This is a genomic window from Marinomonas vaga (assembly GCF_055388305.1).
The window spans coordinates 3563867-3579983 of sequence record NZ_AP043903.1 but is presented as its reverse complement, the minus strand read 5'-3'; the positions used below and the strand labels follow the sequence as shown (position 1 = coordinate 3579983).

Genomic DNA, 16117 nt, shown 5'->3' with positions numbered 1-16117 from the left:
AAGGTTACTTCAGCAGAAGTGATCCTTTAATTGGAATGAAATCATCGGCCGCTTGAATCAAGGAGGCGGCCGTGAGTTCTTCAACACCGTATACTTCCACCCGTTTTTGGTAGCGTTCGCGTAGGGTGGTGGCCAACATATCAAAATCCCCATCCCCTGATACCAGTACGATCACATCTACGTCCGATGCATATTGCAAAGCATCTATAGTGATGCCCACATCCCAATCGCCTTTGGCGGAGCCATCGGAACGTTGAATAAAGGGCTTTAATCGCACCGTAAAACCAATGCCACGAAGAATGTTTTGAAATTCCTGCTGCTTTTTGTCGCCCCTGTCTATGGCATAGGCAAACGCATGACGGACCTCTCGATCCTGAGTGGCTTGGGCCCAAAACTGGTTGTAATCAAAGTGGCAGCGATGGATAGAACGGGTGGTGTAATAGGCGTTTTGAACGTCCACTAACAACATGACACGTGGAACTTGATTGGAAGAAGTCATTCAATAGCTCTGGAAGTGGAAAGCCCCTATCTTCCATTAAAGACAGGCAAACTGCGAGGATTTGTCATGGATTATTGGGCATAAAACTAAAAAGCCCGCATTAGCGGGCTCTTTCAATGACGTCTTGAGTGATTAGAGCGGTGATTTACCTTTGACGATATGCATGACCACTGAGATAACCATCAATACCAAGAATACGAAGAAAAGCACTTTCGCGATACCAAAGCTGGCACCAGCAACCGTGGTAAAACCTAGTGCGCCAGCAATTAAAGCAACAATTAAAAATATCAAAGTCCAACCCAACATAATTAGTCTCCTTTCTGATGACTGATTGAAATACTTATCTTTTTGTCTTTCACAGGAATCAGCTTACGTAGGATCGAAAAGGATTTGGCGCAAAAAACGTGTCTCTTTTTAGGACTTGTACGCACAACTGTAAAGAAATTGACGGTCCAAAAGTCACTTACTGCCTGCTTTAAAAGCGCTTTAAGCGTGCTGCCCAGTTACCCTCATGGGTCCGTGCGCAGGCTTCTTCGTTATCGAAAAAGAGATGCTTTTTGAGATTTTTAAGCACAATTTGATGATTTTCTAAGGCGCGATTGACCAGATTTGGTAAGGCTGCAAACCCTTGGCTGGCTTGATATTGGCTCATGGCCGCTTCTGTTTCAAAGATGCAGATGATTTTTAAGCTGGCGGGGAAGCGATCATAGTCCACTAGGTGGGTGACCCATTGGAAACCTATGTTTTCCTCTAACAGTTGATCACACACTTGGTTGAGAGCATCCCGAAGCTGCTTTTCAATTTTCTTGTCTGACTTGCGCATTTAAAATTGCCAGGTCCAGTCTGTTGCATGAATAAAGCTGTTTACCAGTTGTTCAATGCCTTCTTGATCTGCTTCAGAGAAGCGATGTGTGATGGGACTGTCTATATCGAATACGGCTTTGACAACACCGCCAACGATTATGGGCACCACTAACTCTGCATTGGATGCTGCGTCACAGGCAATGTGATCGGCCACCGCATGAACATCATCCACTCGCTGCGTACTGCCGGTGCGCGCAGCAGCACCACAAACACCACGAGTAAAAGGAATACGTGTACAAGCAACTTTGCCCACATAGGGACCTAGCACTAACTCTTGACCACGAACCAAGTAAAGTCCAGCCCAGTTTAGATCCGGTAGGGTTTGCATGATAAAGGCGGAAAATTGCGCCCCATTACAAATCAGATCACGCTCATCTGCTAGTAACGCCATGAGTTGTTGGTTTAACTGGTTGTAAAAGTCTTCTTTGGAAAGGCTGGGGTCAATATCGATGGAAAACATAAAAAGGTCGTCCTGTTATTTTTACTGTGTTGTTCTTGTGTCTAGTGTCTGAAAACGCATCAGTTTTTACTGAAAAAAAAGAGCGCCTTAGCGCTCTTTTAGGAAGAGTGCTGATTTGATTTTCAAGCGGTTGCGGGATCTAAATCTAGATCGTCATTACGTTTGTATTCCAACCAAATCATGATTAATAGTGCTGTACCGCCTAGAACTGTGAAGCCTGTCGCGATAGGAATCAAGGTGTTGTTATACATTTGTCCGATGAGTGTACCAATCCCCATAGACATGATGGCCGAAACGGAACCAATCACCGCTGAGGCAATACCTGCCACGTGACCCATTGGCTCCATGGCTAAGGCATTGATGTTGCCAAATAAAAGTCCGAAGCAGAAAAACAACACTGTGGCGTAGACCATAAACATCCACAACTGAATCTCTGCGACCGCGTGGAGTACAAGGAACAGGAAGGATGCAATGACGACAGTACTGATCGCGCGCAGGGCGATTGGGCGCATGCCATGTTTCTCCACGATGCGAGAATTCACCAGAGAGGAGAATCCTAACACTAGGGCTAAAGCACCAAAATAAACGCTGAACATCACCCCGGTATCAAACTGCACTTGGAAAATCTGCTGGGATGAGTTCAAGTAGCCCATAAAAGAACCAAAGAAAAGTCCCATGCAAATGGTGTAGCTCGCGGTTTGTCGGTTGGTTAGAACTTCTTTGAAGCCTTCTTTGAAGCCTGCCACCGTCATTGGGATACGTTCAGACTTGGGTAAGGTCTCTTTTAGGCGTGTAGTAATCCAAAGCACTAATAGGGCTGCATAGATGAAGTACATGATGAAAATGGCGCGCCAATCCGCAAACAACATTACCCCTTGACCTAAAGACGGAGCGATCGCAGGTACTAACACGAAAATCATCATCACCAAAGACATGGTACGGGCCATTTGAGCCCCTGCAAACATATCCCGAACGAGTGAAATCGCCGCTATATAAGGGCCAGCAACTCCCAGACCTTGGATAAAACGACCCACCATTAAGCTATCCAGAGTATCTGCTTGGTAACACAGCAAGGTACCAACAAAGTACAGGGCAAAACCCGCGTAGAGAATCGGTTTGCGGCCTAAGGCATCTGACATTGGGCCTGCGATCAATTGTCCTATGGCCATACCAAGGAAGATCAAACCGATCAAAAGTTGTGGTTGGTTGGCGTCGGTGGCATTTAAGGCACCGCCAATAATCCCGAGAGCCGGTAACAGTGCATCAATAGAGATGGCAACAATGGACATCAGGAGCGCTACCAAAACGGTAAATTCCTTTGCTCCCATGCCTGACTGGCGAGATTGTGATTGAGTTGTCATGTTCATTTCCTAATGGTATGAAAGAGCAGTCGCCCCAAATGGTCGTAGCACTGCTCGATGTTTGATCGCAGATTATATGCCGTGTTTGTGAAAGCTTCCCATGTGAGAATGTGGACGAAAAGAGAAACATCAGCGGCTAAACTGAGGGGAGGAGCCTATTAATGAGGCCCAGTGAAGGGCTTAGGTAGCCAGTCGTAATGGAGAACCACTCTCATGAATACAGACAACCTACATCCCAGCCAAAAAGAGAAAATCGAGTTGGAGCATGACGCTGCTAAGTTGTTTATGCGCTGGTATGAGCAAAACACAGGTAAACCCATTCGCCATATTTGGCACAATGAACCGGCACGGCCAGACGTGTCTTGCCTGTTTGAAGACGAACGTTTGGATTTAGAAATCGCTCATTTATATGGCTCTGAAGAAGAGGCTATGTCCATCCTGGGGCGGTCCTTAAGTGATGCAACCCGTGAGGCTTTGCATGCATTGGATCAAGAGGCCCTTGATGATCGCCTGCTGCAAGCGCTCAACCGTATCTTGTTAGGGAAATCTAAGAAAACCTACCAATCAGAGCGTGTTTGGCTTGTCATTCGCAATGCACACCCCCAATGGAGTGCGGCGGATGTGAAGGTATTGTTCAGCCAAATTGAGGTGCCTCAAGGGCACCCCTTTGAAAAGATTTGGGTGTTGGGGGATATGGAGGGCAAATCCGGTATCGTTCGTCTTTACCCCTGATTCTCCTAATGGCTTACCATCCAGTAGATGAGCATCAGGCAGATCATCCCTAAGATGGCCGTAGTAGATTGCCAAAATCTCACAGGGTTTCTGTGAAGCAGAGGCTGAAAGGAGTGCTCGATGAGTTGTCGGTTTGGTTTTTTCAGATCGTAGATAAACTCATCAGCATCCTGATAGCGTTTTTGTGGTGTGATACTGAGAGCTTTTTTAATGGCTTCGTCTACCCAATTTGGCACGGTCGGTCCCTCGGTCAATTGGTTGATGGGTTGCATGCGTAGTCGTGACTGGTCTTTAGGTGTGCGAGTTTTGATGACTTCGACACCGTAGGGCAGTCTCCCTGTGAGCATTTGATACACGATCACCCCTAAAGAGAATACATCCGCTGAGGCGTTCACTGCTTGTCCCAAGAAGTACTCTGGCGCTGTGTATTGAGCGGTGCCGAGTATGGCTAAACGCTCTTGGTTAAGATCGGTATTAGCAAGTCCTGCCACATAGACCGATCCGAAGTCGATGATCTTTACCGTCCCATGCTGATCGATCATGATGTTTTCCGGTTTTAAGTCCTGATGAAGCATTTCTAAACGATGGAAAGCTCGTAAACCGCGGGCAATTTGTTGGGCGATGTTACGCACTTCATCCAAACTGGGCTTAGGGTTATCCCGCATCCATTGGGCCAGTGTGATGCCTTCAATATATTCAGAAACCACATACAGATACGTGGGACGACGCTGTTGTTCTAATGGCTTGATGACGTGGGCGCTGGTAATGCGTCTGGCGATCCATTCTTCCAGCAAAAATCGTTCGAGGTAATGCTTGTCGTCTTTCTTATCAACGGAAGGTGTTTTGAGTACTGCCACCTGTTGGGTAGCCACATCTTTTACTAGGTAGACATGACTTCGAGGACTCACATATAACTGACGCAGCACTTCGTAACCATCAAAAAGCGTGCGTGGCATTAATTCAGGAGGGAAAGGCAGTTCCTCAACCTGTTTTAAAACCTCTTCTTCATTCATGGATGGTAAGGAAGTGATTTCTAGTAGTTGTATGGTGAGATTGTCGACGCTGCCTCTTTCAAGGGCAAGTTCAGCCAGCTTTTGTGCTGCTAGGTCATAGTCTTCTTCTGCTTCTAAGGTGAGTTTTACATCCTGCTCACTGATGTACTCGTACACCCCATCAGTGGCTAAAACAAAAAGGTCACCTACTCTAAGGGGCAAACTACGGTGATCGAACTCCACATGGGGCTCCATCCCCAAAGCTCGTGTTAGGTAGCTTTGTGAGCTGGATGTTTGATATCTGTGATCAGTGGTTAATAGCTCCCAATTGTCCTTCTGCAGTCGATAAATGCGTGTGTCGCCAGAGTGAAAAATATAGCCCGTGGCCGACTTCAAAATCAAAGCACTGAAGGTGCAAACATACCCACGATCCATGTTGCCAGTGAGACGGTTATGACGGGATTGGGCGTATAGCCAAGTATTGAGGGCATGTAACACCCGTTGGGCAGAGGTTTTCACTGACCATGCTTGTGAGGTACAAAAATAATCAGATAGGAACCCTTGAACGGCAGCCGCACTGGCAAGATGGCTAACATCACTCGAGCTGATACCATCCGAAATGGCCAGCGCAAGTCCTTTGCGGTTCAGCAATAACGTCTCAGGTATTTTTGTCCCGTGACAGTCCTGATTAATAGGTTTGCGTCCTGCAGAGGAGAACTGACCTATTTTGACGTTTAGAGTGTGGCTCATGTTGGTGTCTCCGTTAAAAAACGGTGTCCATAAAGGACACCGAATGAAGGGAGTGCAAAATCTAAAGCAAGTTAAATGTACCTTGGATTAGAAGGTTGTTTTGGCTTCCGCCTCAACTTGAGCTTGTTCGTTAGCGTCGGCGATGCGGCGCTTAGAACCTTGTTTCACATGGGTGTAGTAAAGCGGTAAGCCAACGAATAGGAAGCCACCAGCTAAGTTACCCAATGCGGTTGGAAGTTCATTCCAGATCACGTAGTCCATGACCGTGAACTCACCACCCATGATCATAGAGAATGGGAATAAGAACATGTTTACGATGGAGTGCTCAAAGCCCATGAAGAAGAACAGCATGATCGGCATCCACATGGCCGCCATTTTGCCTGTAGCAGAGGTGGAGATCATAGCGCCAACAACGCCCATGGAAACCATCCAGTTACACAACATGCCGCGAATGAAAATAGTTAACCAACCATCAACACCGTGAGCAGCGTAGCCAACCGTACGAGATTCACCAATGGTTGCGACTTTTTCTGCTAGGGCGCCGCCATCTGTATTGTAGCCATAGGTTAGGATGAAGGAGATCATGAAGGCAACAGTCAGAGCCCCACCTAGGTTACCAATGAAAACCAAACCCCAGTTGCGCATCAGTTGGCTCATGTTACAGCCTGGACGTTTGTCGATCACAGCCAGTGGCACTAAAGTGAAAACGCCAGTTAATAAGTCAAACTTCATCAAGTACAGCATGATGAAACCAACTGGGAACAAACAAGCCCCTAAAATAGGTGAGCCACTTTTCATCGCCACCGTGATAGCGAAAACTGCTGCCAGCGCAAGAATAGCACCAGCCATGAAAGCACGAATAAGAGTGTCCTTGGTGGACATATAGATTTTTTCCTCACCCGCATCGACCATTTTTGTCGCGAATTCAGAAGGCATTAAGTAAGACATGGGGAATCTCCTTTCATCATTACTAAGTAGGTTGCTGGTCTTATTAGTGCTTGTTGTTTTTATGTCACCTTAAGTAGCAGGCAAAAAAAAGCGTCCACAACCCAGCCTGACGGAAGGGTTGTGGACGCCATTGTCCGATTTCTTAATGAAGCCATCGTTGGCTTCAATTAATATGTACATGTAGTAAATAGCAACTAGTGTGCCATTTTTAAATTCCTTTATTTTTAAAGGTGTTAGCAATACATGGTCAATGACAGCCTCAAATTTTGAAGCTATATGGTGCAATAAATGTGCAGGCGCACCGATTCGATGCTTCAATTAAGAGGTCTTTAACATGCTGGCGACACTGATGATGTTCTCAGCAATGTCGATAATACGCTTATTTCGATCCATGGCGGCTTGGCGTAGTTGTTTATAGGCGTCTTCCTCAGACACATTTTGTGTGCTCATTAAAATCCCTTTGGCTTTCTCGATTAACTTACGTTCGTTGAGTGTCTGTTTCGCGTTTTCTAGCTCTTCACTCACTTGGCGAAGGTGTTCAGACTGACGTTGTACCAGCTCATAAATGGAACCGGCGAGCTTAATGTGAACGCCTCTCGATAGGTTAACTGTGTAATCTTTGCCTTGCTTATTCATAGCGGTTAGCGCAGACATGGGAGGCTCTTCGTAGCTGGCTAAAGTAATGAGATGTTCTTGATGTTGCTGTAACTCGTCTTCGGCTCGAGCCACTTTGCTTTGGCACAATTGCGCTAATTCATTGGTGATTTGATAAGCGATCTCTAACATGCTGTCGATACGTGCAGTGGCGGCCTGATACCAGACTTCACCAATGGTGGTGGGTAGGGAGTCACCACTGCGAAAGCGTGCAATCAATTGACGCATGCGCTGAAGCTCAAATGCCGCTTCTTCTGCTTCGAGTTGACGCAATTTTGCAGCGGGTAAAATGGTTGAAAACTCGCTAAAAATCTCAAAACAGTGCTGCTGAGCGTCCTGAAGTGCCTTAATTTGTTCACGAGTGTTGTTAGAGAATGCACCTGTAGTGAAACCTATGACGCCCCATGCGCGCTCTTGTCCGGCGTATTCCTTGCCTTGCAAAAAGTTAAAAAGAGCCACTAATAGTCGAGTAATGTCGGGATCGTTTGAGACATCCGCAGCTTCAAATATCACTGCCAGTAAGCCGGCAATCAGATGATTAAAAAACTTGGTGTTGTCTGGTGCTGTTAGGCGACCTGAGGCAATGGAAGCGCGAATGGTTGGCAGTCCTTCCAGTGCATGAAGCGCATAGGCGAGGGAGTTATACAAGCGTGTGGTGGATGATCCACAGTCTTCTAAATCTAATGAATTCAGTGTGTTTTGAAAATTAAGTAGGGCGGTGTCTGTTACCGTAATGGCTTCGGAATGTTCTGTGACTAAGCGTTTGCCTTCGGACACTAAAATAGAATTGGAAAGTCCCCGTTCTTTTTGTAGTTCATGTATCAGATCGGAAATGGTAATGACCATTTCTGAACTCAGCATTAGGTGATTAAGAGAGTTTATTTCTGAGCGTTTGGCCGCGAGTAAAAAGTCTTCCGCATTGGGGGATCGAGTCATATAAAGCAACTTTTTCAATGATTGGACACTGAAAATCAAGCAAGCTTTATTCCACTTCGCTAATAAAGCTCCCCTTGAAGCCTCAAGTCACATTTGATGACGTTTCAAGGGGAGTGTTTAGCTTGCACGTTACGTGTTTTGGAACACGCATTGACCGTGGGAGTAGGTGGCTTGGATAGCTCTATCGTCCCCTAAGATCATCAAGGCAAAGAGGGTATCTTGGATACTGGTAGCACGTTCTGTACGGGTCTTGAGCAGGGGCGTGGCTTGGGTGTTAACCACCACAAAGTCGGCTTCAGTGCCCACCGCTAGATTACCGATCTTGTCTTGCAACTGCAGTGCTTTAGCGCCGCCCAAGGTTGCCATATAAAGGGACTTGATAGGATCAAGGTTCTGTCCCCGCAATTGGGTCACCTTGTAGGCTTCATTGAGGGTGGTGAACATGGAAAAGCTGGTGCCGCCACCCACGTCAGTGCCCATCCCCACGTTTACTTTGAAGAGGTCTGCTTTGGCTAAATCAAACAACCCGCTCCCAATAAAGAGGTTAGAGGTTGGGCAGAAGGAGATCGAAGACTGAGTATCCGCAAGGCGCTGCATCTCCTCATCACACAAATGAATGCCATGGGCAAAAACCGAGCGCTCAGAGAGCAGATTATGGTGATCGTAGACGTCCAAATAGTGTTTGGATTCTGGAAATAAAGACTGCACCCACTCACATTCCTGTACGTTTTCGGAAAGGTGAGTGTGCATGTAAACATCGTCGTATTCATTGAGTAGCTTACCCGCAAGAGCAAGCTGCTCTGGGGTAGACGTTGGCGCAAAACGCGGTGTAATGGCGTAGTGTAGGCGTCCCGTATTGTGCCATTTTTCGATCAGCTCTTTGGATTCTTGATACCCACTTTCTGGGGTATCCGTTAAGAAGTCAGGAGCATTTCGATCCATCAGCACTTTGCCGCAGATCATGCGCAGGTCCCGTGCGCTGGCTTCTTCAAAAAAGGCGTCTACTGAGGTTTTATGGACGGTGCCAAAGACTAGCGCTGTGGTGGTGCCGTTCTTTAATAGTTCATCTAAAAAACGTTTAGCCACTTCTGTTGCGTAGTGTTTGTCGGCAAATTTGCCTTCTTCTGGGAAGGTGTATTTATTGAGCCATTCTAACAATTGCTCCCCGTAGGCTCCGATGATGTCCGTTTGAGGGTAGTGGATATGGGTATCAATGAAGCCCGGTAGGATCAATCCGTCCGGATGATGGGTAATCTGGGTTTCCGGTGCCAGTGTTGGCAGTAACTCTTCGGCATGGCCAATGGCTTTGATCAGACCATTTTCAACAACTAGTAGTCCGTCTGGGTAATATTCGTAAGCGTTGTCAGTGCCAACCTCTGTTGGGTTGGCGATACAGTGCATGATGGCTGAACGCCATGCGTGTTCCTGATTCATTGGAGGTTCCATAGGTTTAATTGAATGTGCTGCAATGGAGCAGTTTTAAGGCGGAGCACGATGTCGTGATCTTATAAACTTTGACCGATCGGTTACATTTCGTCAATAAGCCAACCTAAAAAATTGACTTATTGACTCCTATTTAGCGCCATAATCCCTATGGAGTATCTATAAAGATGGCGCGGAAATCATTCACATTGGTCAATGTTGGACCTGTGATAACGGATTGTCCTATTTTTTGGAAATAGGTGTGGGCATCGTTGTTTGCCAAATAATCCACCGCCTTCATACCTTTATTGAAGGCATCCTGTACCGTATGTTCGGTGATGATGGCTCCTGCAATTTCGGCCCCGCCATCAACGCCATCCGTGTCACAGGCAATGGCTGAAATGCCAGCCTTACCCTGTAATTCAATGGCTAATGACAAGAGAAACTCTACATTTCGCCCACCCACGCCATCTCCCTTTATGGTGACGGTAGTTTCGCCGCCAGATAGCAACAGGCAAGGGGGTTTAATAGGTTGTTGAAAGGTGTTTACTTGGCGAGCAATCCCCGCCATAACCTTACCTACTTCTTTTGCTTCCCCTTCAATACTGTCTCCGAGAATTAAGCTATTGATGCCTAGCTCTTTGGCGCGTTTGGCTGCGGCTTCAAGGGCCATTTGAGGGGTTGCAATGAGCTTGGTGTCACAGCGTTCCAATTTTGGGTCACCAGGTTTAATGCTCTCGTACTCTCCGGCTTCCAGCTTTTGGCGTACCGCATCGGAAATCTCGATTTGGTATTTATCAATCACTCTCAGTGCATCTTCACAAGTGGTTGGATCACCTACGGTGGGGCCTGAGGCAATAGAGGGTAAGTCATCTCCCGGCACATCAGAAATAATCAAAGAGGTGACTTTCGCTGGGTAGCAAGCGGCTCCGAGTCGTCCACCTTTTATTTGTGAAAGGTGTCTTCGGACGATGTTCATTTCGATGATGTTGGCACCGCTTCGAAGCAATGCACCATTAATGGCTTGTTTTTCAGCTAAAGAAATTTCATCGAAGGGGAGTGGCATCAGGGCGGATCCGCCACCGGAAATCAAGACAATAACTTGGTCATCTTCGGAAAGATTAGAAATGAGCGCCAAGGTGTCTTTTGCGGCCTGCAGACCATTTTCATCAGGAACGGGATGTGCGGCTTCAACGATTTTGATGCGCTCACATGGCACTGCATAACCATAGCGTGTTACCACTAGACCACTGAGATCCCCTTTGAAATTTTGTTCTAGGGCTTGAGCCATCGCGGCAGACGCTTTGCCTGCTCCGATGACTATGGTCTTACCTGAGGTGGGGGCTGGCATAAATTTCGGCACACACCTTTGGGGTTGTGCAACATCTAATGCGGCTTCAAATAATGAATGGAGTAGTTGAGCATTGGCCGTCATGGAGCTGGTCATCGTGTCTCTCCCTTTTTATTAAATTGGTGAGCGCCCAAGTTAAGATCCTATCAAGTGAGCGCTACAGACGTCATGTCATACCAAGGACTATGCAGTATCTGTACCACGAATAAGGGAGCGTTTCAGAATAAAGTGGGTAACAAAGGCTAATAACACCCCAAAGCTGTTGGCGTAAAAGTCTAGCCATTCCCCGTAGCGATTAACTTGGGGCTGGATCAGCTCGATAACACCGCCCCAAATAACAATGGCCACACACATGAGCACGAAGCGTCGAGTCGCCCCAAACAGACATAAGCCCGCCCAGCCTCCAAAGCCAATAATATGGTGCAGTTTATCCGTGCCGGGTACGGTGGGCAGTTGCTCAAGAGGTGTTAGGGTGGCAAGACTAATGGCCAACCACCCGAGCAAGAAGCCCAACCACTGAGTGCGTGGCTGGGTCAGCATACTAGGGATTCTCATCGGCTATTTTAAGATACGTGTTTTGATTGAGCGGCCTTTGATCTTCTTACTAGAAAGCTGTTTGACCACTTGTCGTGCAAGACGCGTGCTGATTGCCACATAGGCTTGGAAATCGAAAATATCGATCTTGCCTACATCACTTTTCTCAAGGCCAAGACCTGCAGTGAGGGCTCCCAAGATGTCGCCAGCTCGCAGTTTGTTCTTTTTGCCTGCATCAAAGGCAATCGTGACCACATCCGGTTGCAACTCGTAGCTACCGGGGCAGTGATTCATGTCTGGGAACTCTGGGGTAATGTCGAAACGTTTAACGATCTCTGTCAGCTTGTATTCATCACGCTTGGTAAGAAAGCTCACTGCGATACCTGCAGCACCAGCTCGACCGGTACGGCCAATACGATGGGTGTGCACATCGATGTCTCGGGTGGTGTCATAGTTAATCACCAGGTCGATTTCTTTTACGTCTATGCCCCGTGCTGCTACATCCGTTGCCACCAAAACACAACAGCTCTTATTGGCAAATCGCACCAACACTTGATCACGTTGCTTTTGTTCGAAATCCCCGTGAATGGCTAAGGCGCTGACACGGTTATCTACTAGCCATTGAGCAACTTCGTCACATTCCACCTTGGTGTTACAGAAGACGATCACTTGACGTGGTTCAAAATGCCCCAATGTATCCAATAGTGCTTGTGGCTTTTCGTCGTTGTTAGCGTTAACAAAATATTGATCAATGTTTGGGCGGGAGTCAGGCTCCACCTCGATTTCGATAAAGGTAGGCGAGCGTTGGAATTCTTGGCTGATCTCCGCAATGTTGTCACTGTAGGTTGCGGAGAACAGTAAGGTTTGACGACGAGCTGGGGTGGTTGCCACGATGTCGCGGATAGCGTCAATAAAGCCCATGTCTAGCATGCGATCGGCTTCGTCCAGTACCAAGGAGTTCAAACCGCTTAGATCAAGATTACCCTTGCGCAGGTGCTCCATGATACGTCCCGGTGTGCCCACGACTATGTGCGCACCATGCTCTAACGAGGCGATTTGTGGGCCAAACGGCATGCCGCCACATAGGGTCAGCACCTTGATGTTTTCTAGGTAACGGGCCACTTTACGGATTTCTTTTGCCACTTGGTCGGCCAATTCTCGAGTAGGGCACAGCACCAGACTTTGGCAACCAAAATAGCGTGGATTGAGCTGCATCACTAGGCTGATGGCAAAGGCAAGGGTTTTACCACTACCTGTTTGAGCCTGTGCGGTGACGTCTTTACCAGCCAAGGCAACGGGCAGGGCTTGCTGTTGGATTGGGCTAAAGGACTTGATGCCCATATCGGCAAGCAGGCTTGAAAGTTTTTCTGGCAGTTCGATGCCATCAAAGGCTGGAATAGAGTTGTTCAAGGGGAAATCCAATCGTAAAAAAATATGAAGGGATACTAGCAAACTTTCCCCTTTCTCTCTATCTAGAAGCGTTAGGATAGGGACTTAAGAATCATTAATTGAGGGTGTTTTGAATTATATAGCCCATTTACACATCGCCAGCGTCACGCAAACGTCTTTTGCGGGGAATCTTTTGGGAGACTTCCAATGGCAGGCGGATCCACGAAACACAGAATTTTACTTGGGGTGGCAGCTTCATCAGGCCGTGGATACGTTTGTCGATGCCCATGATGCCACCTTAAGGTTCAAGGAATTGCCCCGTTTAGGGCGGAGGCGTTTTCTAGGCATTATCCAAGATGTGGTGATGGATTATTGGTTGATTCGTCACTGGCAAACTTTCTCTGATGAGCCTTTTGAACGGTTCGCCCAGCGTGCTGTGAATGGGTTGAGCCAAGTTAAGCCCGATTGCCCTGAGCGGTTACAGGGAATGATTGGCTCATTGGAAAATCACAATTGGTTACCGGATTTGGGGAAATCCAGCGGAATAGCACGAGCAATTGGTTCGATCCAAAGGCGCTGGACACTAGGCCATCATCTTGAGCCGTTTGTGCAAGAGCTGGATGAGATTATCTTGCAAGCGGAACAACCCTTTTTAGACCTGTATCCCGACGTATTAGAGATGGCGCAGGCTACGGCCAAGCAGTTGCAGCAAAAAATGTAAGACAAAAGAAAGGCCGCTAGGTTAATCCCAGCGGCCTAAGGGGCATATAGCCCGATCGAGAGAACACCCAGAGTGAGAGGCGACTAAGGTTGGCGCCTCAAGCTTGCCTGGATGATTTCAGTATAGATGGCTGGCTTAAAAGCGCTTTGACCTAGGTCAGACCTTTGAATTCTGCAGGCTAGGTGGTCGTTTTTCGTTCTATTTTCTGGATTCCAAGAAATAAACGCACGGGAGTCAGGAGTTTTCGCCATCGTCATCTAAACTTTGTGGTAGACTGCGCGCCAAATTTTGACAGCTTTAAAAGGGGTGAATCGTGAGCGTTCAATGGTTTCCAGGGCATATGAACAAGGCTCGACGTGAAATTGAGAAAGTCATGACTCAAGTGGATTTGGTGATTGAGGTACTGGATGCGCGCATTCCAGACTCCAGCCAAAATCCAATGTTGACGACTCTTAGAGGCGAGGTGCCCGTTTTACGTCTGTTAAACAAAAAAGATTTGGCTGAACATGAGCGAGTCAGTTTGTGGTTGGATCATTGGCGTGAAGCGGATCAGATTACAGCTTACCCATTTAGTACCAACGACAAAGGGGACCTTGCTAAGTTATCCAGCTGGGTGCAAAAGCTGGTGCCACACCGGGGCTCTGCGGAAAAACCGATTCGCGCCATGATTGCGGGCATTCCTAATGTCGGCAAATCCTCTTTGATGAATGCCCTGTTGGGTAAGCGTGTCGCTAAAGTGGGTAATGAGCCAGCGGTGACTAAGTCCCAGCAGAAACTTCGAGTCAATGATGGGTTTCAAATTTTAGATACACCGGGAATTCTTTGGCCCAAGATTGAAAACCCTGACGCCAGCTATCGTTTGGCAGTGACGGGTGCGGTGCGAGATACCGCCATTGATTATGAAGATGTGGCTTTGGTAGGGCTGAAGTTCTTTATTGAACAGTACAGCGATGCTTTGATCACCCGCTATAAATTGAAAAAGCCCCCAGTTGATGCCTTTGAGACCCTAGAGATTATCGGCTCTAAGCGTGGAGCTCTCCGTGCCGGAGGCAAGATAGATATGCACAAAGCTGCGGAAGTCTTTTTATCAGATGTTCGCAGTGGCGCTATTGGCCCATACGTTATGGAAACACCTGATATGGTGGCCAGCGAGTGGGTGAAAGTAGAAGAAGTAAAAGCTGCCAAAGAAGCTGCCCGTCAAGCACGTTTGCAGGCGGCTATTCCCCAGCGACAGCAACAGCAAAACGTCGAGTATCGCAGTAAGCGTGACGAGACAGATACGACCCGTGATGAAGAGTGAGGTTCTGCTCTATGGACTATGAAATTGCATTTGATCAAGAAGAAGGTAAATACCGTGTTTACACGGACGTTGATTTCTCCGCGATCGCCGAATGGGTGGCAGAGTACCTTGCCGACAAAGAAACCTTGCAGCGAGTTTGGCAAGCTGCCAAGTTAGCCGAAACGGAAGAAGAGGTGACCCAGTTTAAACATGGCATTTTTGACGTGGTGATTTCTCCTGATGGCATTGCTATCAGTCGCCGTGTGGATATGAGCCAAGTGGAAGACGAAATTAAGGCCATGTTTGATACCCAAAATGGTTTTTTTCAGGCTTCAAATGACGGCATTCAAGCGGAGTGTGGCTTGGATGATCTCATTGATTTGCTTGAAAATTGGCATGAAGTGCAGCAATAAGTTGTTCCCTTTGTTACCAAGGTTTAAACTAACCTCTGATTTTTAAATGATGTCCCTTAGGAGCCATTATGCTCATTGAATTGGAAAAAGCCCGCACGCGTAAGAATGTTGTTCGTATCTTCCGCGAAGATCTTGATGGACCAGATAATTGGACAGATGGGTTTGTGATTGCAGCCAATGAAGAAATGGTGCTGTTGCAGTTAATTGATGATGGCGTTCATTTGAATGGCTACCAAATATTATTTTTGGAAGACATCAGTGACTTCATGCATCCAGCACCGTTTAATGATTTTCAAAAACGTGTTCTAGAGCTTCGTGATGAAGAGATCGAAGACCCAGAAGTGGATTTGGATGATCTGGCTGTGCTGCTAATGGACATCAGTGAAGAATACGGACTGATAACTTTGCACCGTGAGGAAGTAGATCCTGATGGTTGTGAAATTGGTCGTGTACTTCGCGCTGACGCCACGTCGTTTGAATTAGAAGAAATCGGCTCTGATGCTCGATGGTTTGATGAAACCTTTGAATATGATTTGTATGACATCACTCGCATCGAGTTTGGTGGGTCTTACGAAGATGCCCTTTTGTTGGCCAATGAAGATATGGGTGATGATGCCTATGAATTGGCGGATTATGATGGGGATGAAGACGACACATCCAATTAAGCGTTAACCACGTATTGTTAAAAGGGGAAAGTTTACTTTCCCCTTTTTTGCTTCTAAGTAGTACATATTGTTGGGTTACTTGACTAAGCTATAACAGCTTAAAGGCCCGAAAAAGGACAAAAATATGATGAGATGGGTTTTAGTTGC

At 47.1% G+C, this 16117-nt stretch carries 18 protein-coding genes; 5 read left to right on the top strand and 13 right to left on the bottom strand.

Translation table 11 applies throughout. The annotated features are described in order from the left end of the window. Positions 1-4: 4 nt before the first annotated feature. The 5 genes from ACZ5DR_RS16805 to ACZ5DR_RS16785 form a co-directional block, all read right to left on the bottom strand. Complete coding sequence (locus tag ACZ5DR_RS16805) at positions 5-499, bottom strand: LabA-like NYN domain-containing protein (protein WP_377365506.1); 495 nt, start codon at positions 497-499, stop codon at positions 5-7. Between the two features lie 132 nt (positions 500-631). Then, positions 632-805 carry a DUF1328 domain-containing protein gene (locus tag ACZ5DR_RS16800; RefSeq protein ID WP_377365508.1) on the bottom strand — a complete coding sequence of 58 codons (174 nt, stop codon included), beginning with the start codon at positions 803-805 and terminating at the stop codon, positions 632-634. Positions 806-974: 169 nt separating this feature from the next. Further along, positions 975-1322, bottom strand: coding sequence for a hypothetical protein (locus ACZ5DR_RS16795; RefSeq protein WP_377365511.1), 348 nt, complete (start codon positions 1320-1322; stop codon positions 975-977). Beyond that, positions 1323-1823 (bottom strand): GAF domain-containing protein, encoded by a 501-nt coding sequence (locus ACZ5DR_RS16790; RefSeq protein ID WP_377365513.1) that lies wholly within the window; start codon positions 1821-1823, stop codon positions 1323-1325. Between the two features lie 122 nt (positions 1824-1945). Continuing rightward, the gene (locus tag ACZ5DR_RS16785) at positions 1946-3184 is read right to left on the bottom strand and encodes a multidrug effflux MFS transporter (RefSeq protein ID WP_377365514.1); all 1239 of its coding nucleotides are present in this window, start codon (positions 3182-3184) and stop codon (positions 1946-1948) included. Positions 3185-3397: 213 nt separating this feature from the next. Here ACZ5DR_RS16785 and ACZ5DR_RS16780 point away from each other — a divergent pair, with 213 nt between their 5' ends. Then, positions 3398-3916 carry a hypothetical protein gene (locus ACZ5DR_RS16780; protein ID WP_377365516.1) on the top strand — a complete coding sequence of 173 codons (519 nt, stop codon included), beginning with the start codon at positions 3398-3400 and terminating at the stop codon, positions 3914-3916. A gap of 5 nt (positions 3917-3921) precedes the next feature. Here ACZ5DR_RS16780 and ACZ5DR_RS16775 read toward each other — a convergent pair whose 3' ends face one another. The 8 genes from ACZ5DR_RS16775 to dbpA all read right to left on the bottom strand — a co-directional run bounded on the left by ACZ5DR_RS16775 (position 3922) and on the right by dbpA (position 12913). Continuing rightward, positions 3922-5658: a protein kinase domain-containing protein gene (locus ACZ5DR_RS16775; RefSeq protein ID WP_377365518.1), complete on the bottom strand. Its 1737-nt coding sequence runs from the start codon at positions 5656-5658 to the stop codon at positions 3922-3924. A gap of 87 nt (positions 5659-5745) precedes the next feature. Continuing rightward, complete coding sequence (locus ACZ5DR_RS16770) at positions 5746-6606, bottom strand: formate/nitrite transporter family protein (protein WP_377365520.1); 861 nt, start codon at positions 6604-6606, stop codon at positions 5746-5748. Positions 6607-6675: 69 nt separating this feature from the next. Then, the gene (locus ACZ5DR_RS16765) at positions 6676-6924 is read right to left on the bottom strand and encodes a hypothetical protein (RefSeq protein WP_377365522.1); all 249 of its coding nucleotides are present in this window, start codon (positions 6922-6924) and stop codon (positions 6676-6678) included. After that, the gene (locus ACZ5DR_RS16760; RefSeq protein ID WP_377365524.1) at positions 6925-8196 is read right to left on the bottom strand and encodes a nitrate- and nitrite sensing domain-containing protein; all 1272 of its coding nucleotides are present in this window, start codon (positions 8194-8196) and stop codon (positions 6925-6927) included. Between the two features lie 129 nt (positions 8197-8325). Next, a complete protein-coding gene (guaD, locus tag ACZ5DR_RS16755; protein WP_377365526.1) occupies positions 8326-9630 on the bottom strand; it encodes a guanine deaminase in 1305 nt (434 codons plus the stop codon). A 157-nt stretch (positions 9631-9787) separates the two neighbouring features. Next, a complete protein-coding gene (locus ACZ5DR_RS16750; RefSeq protein ID WP_377365528.1) occupies positions 9788-11065 on the bottom strand; it encodes a glycerate kinase type-2 family protein in 1278 nt (425 codons plus the stop codon). Between the two features lie 87 nt (positions 11066-11152). Then, positions 11153-11509 (bottom strand): VanZ family protein, encoded by a 357-nt coding sequence (locus ACZ5DR_RS16745; RefSeq protein WP_377365530.1) that lies wholly within the window; start codon positions 11507-11509, stop codon positions 11153-11155. Positions 11510-11527: 18 nt separating this feature from the next. After that, positions 11528-12913 (bottom strand): ATP-dependent RNA helicase DbpA, encoded by a 1386-nt coding sequence (dbpA, locus tag ACZ5DR_RS16740; protein ID WP_377365532.1) that lies wholly within the window; start codon positions 12911-12913, stop codon positions 11528-11530. A gap of 109 nt (positions 12914-13022) precedes the next feature. On the opposite strand from dbpA, the gene ACZ5DR_RS16735 reads away from it, so the two are divergent. From ACZ5DR_RS16735 to ACZ5DR_RS16720, 4 genes are all read left to right on the top strand, one after another. Beyond that, entirely contained in the window at positions 13023-13613 is a 591-nt protein-coding gene (locus ACZ5DR_RS16735) for an acyl carrier protein phosphodiesterase (RefSeq protein WP_377365534.1), read from the top strand. Between the two features lie 313 nt (positions 13614-13926). Beyond that, on the top strand, positions 13927-14913 hold the full coding sequence (gene ylqF, locus ACZ5DR_RS16730) for a ribosome biogenesis GTPase YlqF (RefSeq protein WP_377365536.1): 987 nt from the start codon (positions 13927-13929) through the stop codon (positions 14911-14913). 11 nt (positions 14914-14924) lie between these two features. Beyond that, a complete protein-coding gene (locus tag ACZ5DR_RS16725) occupies positions 14925-15305 on the top strand; it encodes a YacL family protein (RefSeq protein ID WP_377365538.1) in 381 nt (126 codons plus the stop codon). Positions 15306-15373: 68 nt separating this feature from the next. Beyond that, the gene (locus ACZ5DR_RS16720; protein WP_377365540.1) at positions 15374-15970 is read left to right on the top strand and encodes a hypothetical protein; all 597 of its coding nucleotides are present in this window, start codon (positions 15374-15376) and stop codon (positions 15968-15970) included. The last annotated feature ends 147 nt before the right edge of the window (positions 15971-16117 follow it).